Below are 14,259 nucleotides of genomic sequence, written 5' to 3' on the forward strand. Positions count from 1 at the left end.
ATACTCATTTAAATGTAATTTTTGCCCACCTTAATTCCCACTTAATAAAATTACCTTATATTTCATAGCGTTAATATTGGCACCGAAATTGTAACTACAAAGATAACCTAGCCTATGGAATTTCCATTTTGTGGCTGCACTATTCACCGTAATGTAAGGATTAAGTTATGAACCGCTTCAAGTTAACTATCGCTTTAGTATCATTTTGTTGTTTATTTTTATTAGCTTGCGCTACAAAGGTAAGTGCAGCAACCAACATGGCCGTAGTAAGCAGTGTAGCCACTCAACCTAACCTACAGCAAACTATTACCAACACCCTACGAACTAACCCTAACCTGGCGTTAAGTGATATTCGTGTGCAGGTAAAAAATGGTGAAGTAGATTTATACGGTGAAGCACAAACTGGTTTTCAGCGCGCACTAGCTCAAAAATTTCTAGAAAATATAGATGGGGTTAAAATCATTCGTAACAAAATTAGCGTTATTTAATACGCACCACAAAAACCTATTTGTATAACTAATTCATAAGCGCGGCTTGTTACTCCAACACAAGCTGCGCTTTTTTATATTCTGTTTTAAGGCAAATTTTGCAGCTGTGAAAAAGATAAAATAAAGCCTAAGCAATACGATTATTCCTCCCCCTAAAACGATAGCTCACACTAATACTTAAGGAGATAGATTTAGAATTGACGCTAGCGTGTTTGTCTTTGCTCTTTTAACCCTTAAGTTAACCCAATTGATACTGAAAAAGCTTACACAGATTCTTTAGCCGGCCTAACTGGCTTAAAAAGGATGATTTATTTAGTTATTGAAATAGATGAGAGCGTTATTTCAGAGTGTGCGGCAAGGCAGTAAAAAAATCGTTGGATAAACACTAATCTTACTTGTTAATACTCCCATGGCCAAACGCAACTAATTAGAATTGATATTCAATAAACACAAACTAGATATTTAAACTTTTAGCTAATAATCCGTTTATAAAAAAAAGCGCAATTTTACTCTGTAAAAATGCGCTGTTGGTAAGTAACTATTTCCCAATGCTTTTGCCTAATGAGTTTTAACTAAATTACTCACTTTGGCTAGAGTCAGCACCGTCGCTACTGTCTTTATTGGATGACTGCTGGCTTATTTTATCGCTTATCATGGCATCGAGTTTTTCACCGCCTTTAATGCCAAAATCTAAAGTACGAATTGGGAAAGGAATACTAATATCAGCTTCATCTAGTGCTTGCTTAACGGCAACAACACCTTTGTGGCGTACCGTCATAAAGTCAGGCTCGCCTGGGTATTTAATCCAAAACCACACCAGTAAGTTAATGCTGCTGTCGCCAAAACCTTCAGCGTATACAGCGGTTTCGTCTTTACGTATTACAAAGTCAAATTCGTTAATTTTATCGACTATAACGTCTTTTGCTTTTTCTATGTCGTCGCCATACGAAATACCTACGGGTACTTCTATACGTCTTATACCTAGCGTGGTGTAATTTTTTAGCACATTTCTAAATAAGACTTTGTTTGGTACAAGTATTAGTTGCCCGTAAAAGCTCTCTATTAGCGTGTTACGTAGGTTTATAGAATGCACCGAACCAAACACATCATCGGTTTCTATTACATCACCTGTTTTAAATGGCTTACGTACACCCATTGCTATACCAGCAATTAGGTTTTCGGTCATGTCTTGAAACGCAAAACCAATGGCCAAACCCACAATACCCGCACCAGCAAGTAGCGAAGTAACGGTGCCTTTTAGGCCAACAAAATCGAGCGCTATAAATAAACCGATGCACAACACAATAACTTTAAATATTGACGCCATTAAATCGGCAATTTGCGTTGAGTCGAGAGAGCGGCGCAACACGTTTTTCATCAGCTTGCCAGCAAAGCGCGCCAATATTGAAAATACTATGGCAATTACAATTGCCACTATAAAATTAGGGATATGGCTGATAACAACATCAAACCACCCTCCGAGCTTTTCCTCTATTAGCTTTTCGGCTTCGCCAACTGACGGAATACTGATCATTTTGTTTGCACCTATTTAATTAATAATCTCATTAATATTAGATATAGCTGCAAATATAACGCCAGTATCAAAAAAGCCATGCAATGCATGGCTTTTCAATTGTTTATTTAAGCTTATAACCTAATTTTGTTCGTCACGCATAAATACCGGCTCAAGCTCTTTAACTGTTGCCTCAGGGCTAAAGTAATAACCCGCCACAGTAAACTCTTTAAGCTGACTTAATTGCGTTACTTTATTTTCGATAATGTAGCGCGCCATCATGCCGCGTGCTTTTTTAGCGTAAAAGCTAATTACCTTGTATTGACCGTTTTTACAGTCTTTAAAGTGTGGGGTAATAATTTGTGCATTTAATGCTTTTTTATCTACCGCTTTAAAGTATTCGTTTGAAGCAAGGTTAACTAAGTATTGCGCGTCTTGTGCTTTTAATACTTCGTTTAGTTTGTTCGCTATTACGCTGCCCCAAAACTCGTATAAGTTTTTGCCACGCGAGTTTTCAAGCTTGGTGCCCATTTCAAGACGGTAAGCTTGCATTAAATCAAGTGGTTTTAATAAGCCGTATAAACCCGAGAGAATACGCAAATGATTTTGTGCGTAATCAAGCTCGCTAGCTTTAAGCGTACTTGCATCTAAACCGCCGTATACATCGCCATTAAAGGCAAGCACTGCTTGTTTAGCATTACTTTGTGTAAACGGCTGCGCCCACTCGCTAAAGCGTGCAGCGTTAAGCCCAGATAGCTTATCGCTAATTTTCATTAAACTGCCAATTTGCGCTGGTGTTAGTTCACGGCATACTTTCATGAGCTCTTCGCTGTGCTCTAGTAATTCAGGTTGAGTGAACTTGTCTGTTGCGGGTGGCGTTTCGTAATCAAGATTTTTTGCAGGTGAAATAACAGTGATCATAGTTAGCTATTGACTTGTAATTTATTTAGTGTCAATTTCAACATTAAATGAAACGAAAAGCACGTTTTGTTTAAATAAATCCTCTCTTAATAACCCATGCATTGCCGTTTTTCTATTGATAAGGACATAAGACCTATCAAGCATTGTCACACTGTTGCAGTATGGATTGTATATATTAAGAGTGATTAGATTTTTCTTTTAACTTGCTTGGAATGAGGAAAGCAAATGACTTCAGCTCTACAAAGGCTAAAACAACATTCATCTATCGTAGCCGACACTGGTGATATTGAAGCTATTAAAAAGCATCAACCAGAAGATGCAACTACAAACCCGTCGCTTTTATTAAAAGCGAGCGAGATTGAAGCATATAAGCCTTACCTAGATAAAGCTTGGAGCTATGCAAAAGAAACCGAGCAAGAGCCAGCTAAACAACTTGAACTAGCATGTGATTACTTTGCTGTGTTACTTGGTAAAGAAATTAGTGAGATTGTACCTGGTTATATTTCTACTGAAGTAGATGCACGCCTTTCGTTTAATACGCAAGCGACTATTGATAAAGCACATACTCTACTTAGCCTTTACGAAAAAGAAGGTGTAAGCAAAGACAAAATTTTAATCAAAGTAGCGTCTACGTGGGAAGGTATTAAAGCCGCTGAGCAACTAGAAAAAGAAGGTACTAAATGTAACCTTACTTTATTATTTAGCGATGCCCAAGCTCGCGCATGTGCCGATGCAAACGTATTTCTAATTTCGCCATTTGTAGGGCGTATTTTAGATTGGCACGTTGCTAACGGTATGGAAAAACCAACCGATCCGCTACAAGATCCAGGTGTTCAGTCTGTACGCAGCATTTTTGAATTTTACAAACGTCATGACTACAAAACAGTTGTGATGGGTGCAAGTTTCCGTAATACAGGCGAAATTATTGCTCTTACTGGTTGTGACAAGCTAACCATTAGCCCTAATCTTTTAGAAGATTTAGGTAACCTTGAAGGCGCACAGGAATACTTGCTAGAAACAGATATTCCTAAAGAGCCAAAACCAGAGCCACTTACAGAAGCGCAGTTCCGTTGGTTACATAACCAAGATGCTATGGCTACTGAAAAACTGTCTGAAGGTATTCGCTCTTTTGCTGATGCACAAGAACAATTAGAGGCGCGTTTTAAAGCAATGTAATTTGCTATAATCGTGTTTTAGAAAACGTCGCAATAGCGGCGTTTTTTTATGCCTAAAATAGGCTACTTCTCTATTTAACCTTCATATAATCTTCGTATAATCTTCGTATAATCTTCGTATAATCTTCGTATAATCTTCGTATAAACCTTCATCAATTAATCACACTTATGTAACATAACTGTCACTTTTTTATTCTATTTTAACTAGGCCTGTGGTATAGGTATTCTTGAGGTCAATAAAATCAATAGGAGAAGTTCATGGATAGCCTAAACGATATATTAGAGATATTAGAAGGACCAGATACAACAAGGAAAACCTCTCAGAAAAATAAAAAAAGAAAATGGCGTGAAATAGAAGCAATAAAAGACAAACAGCGCCTACGTAAAGAACTACAAGAACTAGACTACTTTACAGACAGTATTGCAATTGATGAGCTCGATTTTTAATTCAATACGCCCCAACTAAACAAAAAGGCTTCCAGAATCTGGAAGCCTTTTTTAATGGTTTAAACAATTTGAGTTCTTTAGAATAAATTAGATTTGCCAGTTAATTGGCTTATCTTTTTGGGCTTGCAATAACTCATTCGTTTGTGAGAAATGCTTACAACCAAAAAAGCCTCTATGCGCCGAAAGCGGCGATGGGTGCGGCCCTTTTAAAACATGATGGCGAGCGCTATCTATGCCTTTACCTTTTTTTTGTGCATGTGCACCCCATAAAATAAATACCACACCTTCGCAGTGCTTATTAATATGGGCAATTACATTATCGGTAAATTGCTCCCACCCTAAATGCTTATGTGAATGCGCTTGCCCTTGCTCAACGGTCAATACTGTATTGAGTAAAAACACGCCCTGATCTGCCCAGCTTTGCAGGTAACCATGCTCAGGAATAATAAACCCGCTGATGTCGACAGCTAACTCTTTGTACATATTTTTAAGCGACGGCGGCAGCTTTTTTACATCAGGTAATACCGAAAAACACAAGCCATGCGCTTGCCCTTCCCCGTGGTATGGGTCTTGTCCTAAAATTACAACGCGGATGTCATTAAGTGCTGTGGCATCAAAAGCACTAAATACTTGAGCTTCAGGCGGATAAACAGCAACACCTTCATTGCGGCGATTAGCCACATACTCTAACGTTTGCTGCATGTAAGGTTGCTGTAATTCACTTTCTAAAAATGTAGCCCAATCGCTCATTGTGTACTCTTAATCTGTTTACGTGATGCGTCTATTTTATCACACATATCCGCGAGTCCATCTAGCATGCGCGGAGTAAAACGATGTAATAAATCGGCATTTACGCTAATAAATTGATCGTTTTTAACTGCAGGCACTTCTGGCCACTTTTGCCAATTAACAACCGGCTGTGGCGTTTTTGATTTTTCATCAGGGATAATAATAACTTGTGGCTTAGTAACAATGACATTTTCGATACTAATTTGCGGGTAATCTGTAATGCTTTGTGCAAATACATTACTTACATGGCATGTTTCAATCAGTTGGCTTATCCATGTATTTTTACTTACTGTCATCATGGGCTCAGCCCATAACTGATAAAATCCGGTAATATTTTTTTTATCTTGCTGGCTTTTAATAATCGCGTTTAGTTTTTGTGTAAATGCATTTGCCGCTTGCTGGCTTTGCTCAATATTTCCTGTAAATTCACCAAAAGTAAGTAACTCGTCGGCTACACCCGCGATTGTGACGGGGTTACTCAAATACACTTTTATACCTAAACGCTCTATTTGGGCTAAATCTTCGCTTTGATTTCCGCTTTTCCACGCAATAACTAAGTCGGGTTTAAGCGCCAATACTTTTTCAAGCGAGATGCCGTAATAACCCCCTATGCGCTCAATACTTTGGGCTTCACTTGGGTAGTCGGCGTAATCAACCGTGCCCACAATATTATCGCCCGCCCCTATGGCAAATAGGTTTTCGACAATGTGCGGTGCAAGCGCGATTATTCGCAGTTTTTTAGAATCATTAGCCAGCTCTGCAAGTGTACTGCCCGATACACTAAAAAGCAGCAGCCCAATAAAAAACGCTTTAAACATTAGTAATCAAACCCTTCAAGCGCTTTTATGCCTGAGTCGAATGCGTGTTTTACATTACGCACTTCGCTTACCGTGTCGGCAAGGTCAGTTAAAGTGCGGTGTGCTGCACGCCCTGTGATAATAACTGACTGCATTGGCGGGCGGTTATTAAGGGCTGTTACTACTTCATCTAAATCAACATAGCCGTATGTCACCATATACGTAAGCTCATCGAGTAATACTAAATCAATACTGCTATCAGCAAGCATGCGCTTTGACTCTTGCCATGTTGCCTGCGCGGCTGCAGTATCGGCTTCTTTATTTTGTGTATCCCAGGTAAAACCGGTGTTCATTACAACAAACTCAACGCCTGCACTTTGTAATAAATTACGCTCGCCACACTCCCACGTACCTTTAATATATTGGCAAACAGCTGCTTTTTTACCATGTCCAACGCAGCGTGCTACAACGCCAAAGCCCGAGGTTGATTTGCCTTTACCATTACCGGTGATTACCTGAAAAATACCTTTTACATCTTGCGCTGCCGCAACACGTGCATCCACTTGTTCTTTTACTTTTTGTTGGCGCTGCTTATGCTTATCGTTGTTTTGTTCAGTCATTATTGTGCCCTTCATAAATCGAGATAATTTGCTGTATGTTTAAATGCGTTTTGCACATGGTTGCTAATCGTTCTAACTGCTGCTCGCGGTGAGCGGCAATACTAATTGGGTTAATTGAGGCGCTTGGTTTTACCCATTTTAAAATTTGCGATGTAGCATCGGCTTCATCAAATAAGCCATGTAAATAAGTGCCCGCAATGGCGTTATCATCGCTAATAAAGCCATCAAACGTAAAGCCATGTGGGTGGCTTTCATCAAAGGTTAAAAATGGCTTATTAAGCGCTGCACCTTGGCTAATCCCTGCATGTATTTCGTAACCACTACAGGGTGTTGATTGGTTATTTAAAAGCAGTGTAGCGGTTATTTTAGTTAATACTTTTTGTGTTGTTAGCGTGGTTTCAAAATCGCACAGGGCAAGCCCATTTATTTGCTTTAATGATGACTCAATACCATCTGGATCGTTGAGCGTATTGCCCAGCATTTGCATGCCACCACAAATACCAAGTACTTTACCACCATAGCGTAAGTGGCGTTTAATTTGAGTGTCCCAGCCTTCATTTTTCAAAAAATTTAAATCGCCCAGCACATTTTTACTGCCAGGGAGAATTATCAGATCAACGTCTGGGATCGTTTGCGTATGGCGCACATAATTTATATTAATGTTTGGGTGCAAACGCAGTGCATCAAAATCGGTGTGGTTACTAATGTGTGGAACAAGCAGCACTGCAATATTAATTGAGGCGTTGGTTACGTTATTATCAATTGCGACGGCGTCTTCAGCATCAAGCGCAAGGTCGTGTAAATAAGGTAATACGCCAAGCACGGGTTTGTTTGTGTATTCTTCAAGCCAATCAAGCCCGCCTTGCAGCAAACCTATATCGCCTCTAAAGCGGTTTATAACAAAACCCTTTACGCGCGCTTGTTCTGACTCGCTTAACAACGCAAGCGTACCTACCAAGTGTGCAAATACGCCGCCTTTATCAATATCAGCAATTATAATTACTGGGCAATCTACCTCTTCGGCGTAACCCATGTTAGCAATATCGTTTTCACGCAGATTTATTTCAGCAGGGCTCCCAGCCCCTTCAACAAGGAGTAATTCAAAGCGTTTAGCTAAGCGGTTATGTGAAGTAATTACTGCATCCATCGCCACTTTTTTATAGTCGTGATATTTGCCCGCTTCCATATTACTAACGGCTCTTCCGTGAATAATCACTTGTGCGCCCGTATCGCTATTAGGTTTAAGTAATATAGGATTAAAGTCTATTTCGGGCTCTACTTTAGCTGCTATTGCTTGCAAAGCTTGCGCACGACCAATTTCGCCGCCATCTTTTGTTACTGCGCTATTAAGTGCCATATTTTGTGGTTTAAAAGGCGCAACCTTTACCCCACGCTTAGCAAACACCCTGCAAAGGGCAGCAACTAGGGTACTTTTACCAGCATCAGATGTAGTGCCTTGCACCATTAAGGTTTTCATGGAATTACACCCTTCGCTTTCTAAAAAACAATAAACTCAAAAAGAACACGCTACCAATAGCAGCGGTTATAACACCTACGGGCAATTCTTGGTTTTTTAGCAATGAGCGCGAAAGTACATCAACCCACACCATAAATGTACCGCCCACTAAGCTGGTTACTAGCAATCCCGCGATGGTGCCTTGGGAGATAAAAAAGCGCACAATGTGCGGTACCATTAATCCTACAAACCCAATACCACCACACATAGCCACCAACACAGCGGTAATTAATGAGCTCAAAACCAGCATAAGTACTCTAAAACGCTGGACCCTAACACCTAATGTAATTGCGCTTTCATCGCCCAGTAACATAGCATTGAGCTGCCTTCTAAAGCTCAGCATTACAAACGTACACAATGTAATTACCAATAAAGGCAACCAAAGCGTTGCCCACTGCGCACGTGCAAAGCTGCCCAGTGTCCAAAATAAAATAGCGGCTACCGCCTGAGGGTCGCTCCAATAAAGCAACAAGCTGGTAAATGCACTAAATAAAAACGACAGAGCAACGCCAGCTAATAACATTGATTCTACCTGTGCACTTTGCTGCCTACCTGCAATAAGAATTAATAAACTCATAGCGAGTAAGCTACCTAATAACGCTGCTGCCGATAACATAAAACCTGCGCTAATGCCTGCTAATGCCATAAGTAACACCACCCCAAATGAGGCGCCCGACGATATACCAAACAAGTAAGGATCGGCTAAAGGGTTACGCGTTACCGTTTGTAAAATAAGCCCCGCAATTGCTAAGCCAGAGCCTGCTAAAAAGGCGAGTAATGTGCGTGGCATTCTTAGTTCAAAAATAATACGCGTATTAAAAGACGCATCATTTGAGAGCAAAAAACTATTAAGTACGTCTTGAAGTGAGGTCTCTGCTGCACCAAAACTAAGTGCTGCAAATAAGCTAAATAAAGCAGCTGCAGCACTGATGAATAGCGCAAGTGAGTGGCGATTATTAACTGCGCTCATATTATTTGTAACCATAAAAGTAAGTAATATGAGGGATGCTATTTCCCGACTTCGATATTTGCGGGTGGTTATTTACTTGGGCGCAGACACCAAAAACGTCGCCTAGCATGTTTTCGGTTAATACCTCACTTGGCGTGCCTGTATGTGTAATTTCACCATTTTTAATAACCACTAGTTCATCGCACATTGCAGAAGCTAAGTTTAAATCATGAAACGATGCAAATACCGTTACACCCAACGATTTAGCAAGCTCCATAACCTGTATTTGGTATTTAACATCTAAATGGCTAGTTGGTTCGTCCATTATTAACAACTGAGGTTGCTGGACTATGGCGCGGGCTATCAAGGCACGTTGCTTTTCACCGCCTGAGAGCGACTCAAAGCTTTGATCACTATGATCTTCCAACCCTACAGTGCGGATTGCTTGGGTAATTTTTTGTTTATCAATGTTAGTTACCGAGCTAAATAGCGATTTATGAGGCGTTAGGCCAAGCGCAATAACATCAAATACGCTTAAGTTAAATTGCGACGGAGTTTCTTGCAAAACAACCGCTACTTTTTTTGCGTACTCATCGCTTTTTAGCTGCCAAATATCGGTGTTGTTAAACTCTACAACGCCATCACTGGGTTTACTAAAACGATATAAACAACGCAATAAACTCGATTTACCTGCGCCATTAGGTCCAATTAAACCAACAAATTTACCTGTGGTTATTTTAAGGTCTATTTTTTTGAGAATCGTTTTATTGCCAATACCCCACGATACGTTTTTAACGTTTAGTAATGGTTTATTTAATGGCGTTTGAGTGTGCAATAGTCAGTCCTAGATAGGGTTAAACTCACTAAAAATGCGATAAAAATACTAATGCACTACAAGAAAAAATGAGTAAACCCGCTCGTTAAAAGAATTCATACCAATTGCATTAAATTAGTGATTTATTATAGCGACAAATAAATAGCTTAATAACAAGGCGGAAATTATGACATATACTTGTTCTATATGAATAATTTTTAACGAAGTTAGTAAGTTATATAATTCGCTAGAAAGATCATGTTTTTAATAAAATTGGTATTATACCATTTGTATCTGACTTAAAGCTTTGCGCTAATTACAGTTGCGGGAACAGTCGAGGACTCGCACCTCATTCCAAATGAAGCTCTATTATGGGCGGCTAAGTAAATAATTTAAAGCAAAAAAAACCGCACTCAAAAGAGCGCGGTTAAAAAGGGAGTGTTTTAACTAATTTAGCGAATAGTTAAAACTTGTATTCCATACCTAAGCCTACGTAGTCTTGGTCAACGTTGTTGTCCATATCGAAGCTTGAGTAAAAGCCAAATACTTTAATGTTTTTATTTAATTTGTGATCAAGACCAACTGATATTGCTGACTTATCGTCGCTGTCGTCAAAGTCCATGTCTTGGTATTGCACTTTAAATGTGTTGTTACCCATGCTGTAAGCTGCATTTAGTAGGTAACCATCCGCTTCTGCGCTGCCGTCAACTTTTTCTTGTGTTTGGTACATTGCACCTAACTTAAAGTTTTCAACTTTACCTTGGATTGACGCGCGTACTACATCGTAGCCATTTACTTCACTATCGGCTGCGATAGAGGCATATACTGCGCTCTTTTTAAGTGCCACGTCACCGTAAGTAACCGCCATTGAGTAACCGTTATCAGCGTCTACATCATCTTCAGCTACAAAAGTAGCAAGTACTTTAAAACCTTCGTATGAGTTTGATGAATAACTAACTGTATTTCCTAAGCGGTTTTCACCTTTAAATACATTTTTAATATCGCCTTCAAGGTCGTTAAACAAGTCTAACTTACCTTGAGATTGTTTAAGCGCAGTATCGTTACGACCAATAACCACTTGGCCAAACGCACCTTTTAAACCAACGTATTGGTTACGCGCAGAAATATTGTCGTCGTTATCGCCTTTTGAATCAGCATCAGACACATCAACTTGAAACTCAAACTTATATACCGCTTCTAAACTATCATTTATTTTTTCAGAACCTTTAACACCAAGACGAGATGCATTACTTTTTATCTCAGTAAAAGACCCTTCGCCGTCATCAGATGATTGCACTGTTACATTCGCTTTACCGTAAATGTCTACATCAGCAAGTGCATTAAAAGATAAACCACTTAATAGTGCTAAGCATAAGCTCGATTTTACAAATTTCATGTTATTTCCTTGGATAATCACAAAAGACTAATTTTTAAAACTGCTGCATTTTGTCACCGCTAAATGACAGTAATATTACAATGGAAATATTAATGTCTTTTTTTATTAATAAAAATGCATTAAATTTGAAATCAAAATAACATGAAAACCTAATAAACGGCCGAACTTACTTACTTTGCTTTAATGACAAGCTTGGCGTCATTTGCGATAGTAAATTAACTAAGGTTTCTATTAACTCTTTTTGCTCGTTGTCTCTGTGATACGCTATAAACACGTCTCGCGAGGTATTTTCTACATCTTTAACATGAAACAGTTCACCTTTTTCTAAATGCCCTTCTACCAATACTTGAGGTATAAATGCACTGCCGCCACATTGCAGTATTAAATCAAGTGCAATACGTCCTGTGCTGGTTCTAAAATAAGGCGGTGTTTTACCGGTAAACTGACGCGCATGCCAAAGTGAGAAAGTAGTTCCCCAATCAACATATACATACTGATTATCAAAAAAGTTTTCGTTCGTTGCAGTGTCGTATCCGCTTACGGGAATGATTGGCAACTCACAGATTCGCTCTACCATTAACTCGTCTACTTTTGGTGGATCAAACAATATTGCCAAATCAAGCGTGCGTTCTAATAACAGCCGAGTGCTTTCTTGTTGTGCTTTAACTTCTGCGACTAATGACACGCCCGGCATCGCTGATACAATATTTGTTATACCAAACTGTAAAAAAGCATCCCAAATATTGGGCGTTCCTGCTAAGCTAATTTGCTTATGCATATTATCGGCAAGCGCAACATCCACTTTGGCGCGTTGCATGCCCGTAATAATCATTTGTGCATGGGGTAATAAACGCTCGCCAGGTGCTGTAAGTTGAATGTTATTACGCTGGCGAATAAACAAATTAACACCAAGTCCTTGCTCTAATTGGCGAATTCTAAAGCTCACTGCAGACTGCGTAATATAAAGGTTTTCGGCCGCTTTACCAAAGTGACGCGTACGCACTACCTCAACGAATGTTTTTAATAAATCGATATCCAATTTTTTATCCTCACGATAAAAATAATTTGTTTAATAAATTGCCAAACTTGCATCATACTCCAGCTAATTACTAAGGTATGAGGATAAAGCTATGAGCAATAACATTTCATTACTACGCCAAGCATTTGTTAGCCAACGTCAATTTTATGATGATCAAAACTTTCCACGAGGCTTTAGCCGCAGCGGAAACTTCACCTTATTAGAAGCCAGCATACTTGAACAACACGGAGTTGTTTTAAAAGGCTTATACAGTAAAACAATTGAGCCGCAAAACGAACACCAAGAACAGTTTGTAGCAGTCGTAACTGGCTCACAAGAACCTACCAACCCAATCGAACGAGCTTGGGTAAAATACTTAAAACTAACGACCTGCAAAACTAAGTTTCATACTTTATTTGGCCGCTCAAAAATGTCAGGGCCGGCACCGATTAGCCAAGAGTATTATTCAGAAGCGGATAATCTGTAAGTACTTAAGTTATTTGCTTTTTTGCGTTTTAACAGTTACAACTTGTATAAGCAAATATTTTTGCAAAATATATATAGGGTTGTTCCGTGACGCGAAAAATACTAATAGTTGAAGATACACCTGCCATGGCGCGAGTGCAAAAGCACATCGCGCTTAAGGCTGGTTATGAAGTTGATATAGCTGAGTCATTAGCGCAAACAAAAGAGCTTATAAGTAAGAATAGCTACTTTTGCGCTGTAGTTGACTTTATATTACCTGATGCCCCATTAGGTGAGGCAATACCTTGTACTATTAATGCAGACATTCCAACTATTGTAATGACGGGCAATATTGATAAAAAAACTCGCGACACTGTAGAAAAATACCCAATCATCGATTACATCATTAAAGAAAATAAACAAGCTTATCAGTACCTCGAAAAACAGTTACAGCGCCTGCCTCGCAACGAAAATGTAAAAGTACTCGTTGTTGACGACTCTAAATCGACCCGACGATACATTTGTAGTTTATTAGTGCGCCATAAATATCAAATTATTGAAGCGCAAGACGGACAAGAAGCGTTAAACCTACTTGAAGCTTCACCTGATATCTCAGTTATTATTACTGATAATGAAATGCCCAACATGAATGGCGATGAACTATGTAGCGAGATTCGCCGCTTATATAGCAATGATGAAAAAGCTATTATTGGTATTTCGGGTTCTGACTCTGTAGGGCTTTCTAGTTTATTTTTAAAAAATGGCGCAAACGATTATTTGCACAAACCTTTTAATAGCGAAGAGTTTTACTGCAGGCTTAGTCAAAACGTCGATATGTTAGAACTTATAGCCACCATAAGGCGACAAGCCAACACGGATTATTTAACTAATTTACCAAATCGTCGTTACTTTTTTGAAGAAGCTGAAAAGTCATTAAAGCAAATAAAACATACTAAAGGTGACGGTGCTTTAGCTATGCTTGATATTGATCACTTTAAATCAATTAACGATACATACGGGCACGATGTTGGCGACGAAGTATTAAAAGGGCTCTCTATTTGCTTCAGTAAATACTTTAAAAAGCACTTAGTAGCACGTTTAGGCGGTGAAGAGTTTGCAGTTTGCTTTATGAATATAAACAAACAAGAAGCCCTTAAACGCCTTGAAGGCTTTAGGTATTTTATAGAAATGAATAGCCAAGAGTTTAGTAAAGCTAAAATAAAATTCACTATTTCTATTGGCTTTGCAAACGGGCCTGTTTATCAAATTGATGAACTTTTAAAACAGGCCGACTTAAAGCTTTACGACGCTAAAGAATCTGGTCGTAATAAAGTAGTTAGTTAACCATTTA

General features: G+C 39.1%; 15 protein-coding genes and 1 riboswitch. Of the genes, 5 read left to right on the top strand and 10 right to left on the bottom strand.

What is annotated here, in order from left to right:
* Positions 1 to 167 precede the first annotated feature (167 nt).
* Entirely contained in the window at positions 168 to 488 is a 321-nt protein-coding gene (locus tag I6E69_RS16590) for a BON domain-containing protein (protein ID WP_002961403.1), read from the top strand.
* Positions 489 to 1,065: 577 nt separating this feature from the next.
* Here I6E69_RS16590 and I6E69_RS16595 read toward each other — a convergent pair.
* Positions 1,066 to 2,022 carry a mechanosensitive ion channel family protein gene (locus tag I6E69_RS16595; protein WP_024596180.1) on the bottom strand — a complete coding sequence of 319 codons (957 nt, stop codon included), beginning with the start codon at positions 2,020 to 2,022 and terminating at the stop codon, positions 1,066 to 1,068.
* A 120-nt stretch (positions 2,023 to 2,142) separates the two neighbouring features.
* On the bottom strand, positions 2,143 to 2,922 hold the full coding sequence (yaaA, locus tag I6E69_RS16600) for a peroxide stress protein YaaA (protein WP_039488339.1): 780 nt from the start codon (positions 2,920 to 2,922) through the stop codon (positions 2,143 to 2,145).
* 225 nt (positions 2,923 to 3,147) lie between these two features.
* Between yaaA and tal the strand changes: the two genes are divergently transcribed.
* The gene (gene tal, locus I6E69_RS16605) at positions 3,148 to 4,098 is read left to right on the top strand and encodes a transaldolase (RefSeq protein WP_197121690.1); all 951 of its coding nucleotides are present in this window, start codon (positions 3,148 to 3,150) and stop codon (positions 4,096 to 4,098) included.
* Between the two features lie 257 nt (positions 4,099 to 4,355).
* The gene (locus I6E69_RS16610) at positions 4,356 to 4,544 is read left to right on the top strand and encodes a DUF3545 family protein (protein WP_002961395.1); all 189 of its coding nucleotides are present in this window, start codon (positions 4,356 to 4,358) and stop codon (positions 4,542 to 4,544) included.
* A gap of 87 nt (positions 4,545 to 4,631) precedes the next feature.
* On the opposite strand, the gene ung is transcribed toward I6E69_RS16610, so the two are convergent.
* The 8 genes from ung to I6E69_RS16650 all read right to left on the bottom strand — a co-directional run bounded on the left by ung (position 4,632) and on the right by I6E69_RS16650 (position 12,464).
* A complete protein-coding gene (gene ung, locus I6E69_RS16615; protein WP_197121691.1) occupies positions 4,632 to 5,294 on the bottom strand; it encodes a uracil-DNA glycosylase in 663 nt (220 codons plus the stop codon).
* On the bottom strand, positions 5,291 to 6,151 hold the full coding sequence (locus I6E69_RS16620) for a cobalamin-binding protein (RefSeq protein WP_197121692.1): 861 nt from the start codon (positions 6,149 to 6,151) through the stop codon (positions 5,291 to 5,293). The genes ung and I6E69_RS16620 overlap by 4 nt, the downstream gene beginning before the upstream one ends.
* The gene (cobO, locus tag I6E69_RS16625) at positions 6,151 to 6,750 is read right to left on the bottom strand and encodes a cob(I)yrinic acid a,c-diamide adenosyltransferase (protein WP_024604202.1); all 600 of its coding nucleotides are present in this window, start codon (positions 6,748 to 6,750) and stop codon (positions 6,151 to 6,153) included. Before cobO ends, I6E69_RS16620 begins: the two co-directional genes overlap by 1 nt.
* Positions 6,743 to 8,227 carry a cobyric acid synthase gene (locus tag I6E69_RS16630; protein ID WP_197121693.1) on the bottom strand — a complete coding sequence of 495 codons (1,485 nt, stop codon included), beginning with the start codon at positions 8,225 to 8,227 and terminating at the stop codon, positions 6,743 to 6,745. The genes cobO and I6E69_RS16630 overlap by 8 nt, the downstream gene beginning before the upstream one ends.
* A gap of 4 nt (positions 8,228 to 8,231) precedes the next feature.
* A complete protein-coding gene (locus I6E69_RS16635) occupies positions 8,232 to 9,236 on the bottom strand; it encodes an iron ABC transporter permease (RefSeq protein WP_197121694.1) in 1,005 nt (334 codons plus the stop codon).
* 1 nt (position 9,237) lies between these two features.
* Positions 9,238 to 10,050 carry an ABC transporter ATP-binding protein gene (locus tag I6E69_RS16640; RefSeq protein ID WP_197121695.1) on the bottom strand — a complete coding sequence of 271 codons (813 nt, stop codon included), beginning with the start codon at positions 10,048 to 10,050 and terminating at the stop codon, positions 9,238 to 9,240.
* A gap of 246 nt (positions 10,051 to 10,296) precedes the next feature.
* A riboswitch (cobalamin riboswitch) is annotated at positions 10,297 to 10,431 on the bottom strand.
* Positions 10,432 to 10,492: 61 nt separating this feature from the next.
* Positions 10,493 to 11,425 (bottom strand): porin, encoded by a 933-nt coding sequence (locus tag I6E69_RS16645; protein ID WP_002961381.1) that lies wholly within the window; start codon positions 11,423 to 11,425, stop codon positions 10,493 to 10,495.
* A 166-nt stretch (positions 11,426 to 11,591) separates the two neighbouring features.
* Positions 11,592 to 12,464: a LysR family transcriptional regulator gene (locus I6E69_RS16650; RefSeq protein WP_197121696.1), complete on the bottom strand. Its 873-nt coding sequence runs from the start codon at positions 12,462 to 12,464 to the stop codon at positions 11,592 to 11,594.
* Between the two features lie 91 nt (positions 12,465 to 12,555).
* Between I6E69_RS16650 and I6E69_RS16655 the strand changes: the two genes are divergently transcribed.
* Both I6E69_RS16655 and I6E69_RS16660 read left to right on the top strand, forming a co-directional pair.
* Positions 12,556 to 12,930 (top strand): DUF413 domain-containing protein, encoded by a 375-nt coding sequence (locus tag I6E69_RS16655; protein ID WP_002961378.1) that lies wholly within the window; start codon positions 12,556 to 12,558, stop codon positions 12,928 to 12,930.
* A gap of 86 nt (positions 12,931 to 13,016) precedes the next feature.
* Positions 13,017 to 14,252, top strand: a complete 1,236-nt coding sequence (locus I6E69_RS16660) for a diguanylate cyclase (RefSeq protein WP_197121697.1) — start codon at positions 13,017 to 13,019, stop codon at positions 14,250 to 14,252.
* The last annotated feature ends 7 nt before the right edge of the window (positions 14,253 to 14,259 follow it).

This window comes from Pseudoalteromonas sp. NZS100 (assembly GCF_015864815.1).
Taxonomy (GTDB): Bacteria; Pseudomonadota; Gammaproteobacteria; order Enterobacterales; family Alteromonadaceae; genus Pseudoalteromonas; species Pseudoalteromonas distincta.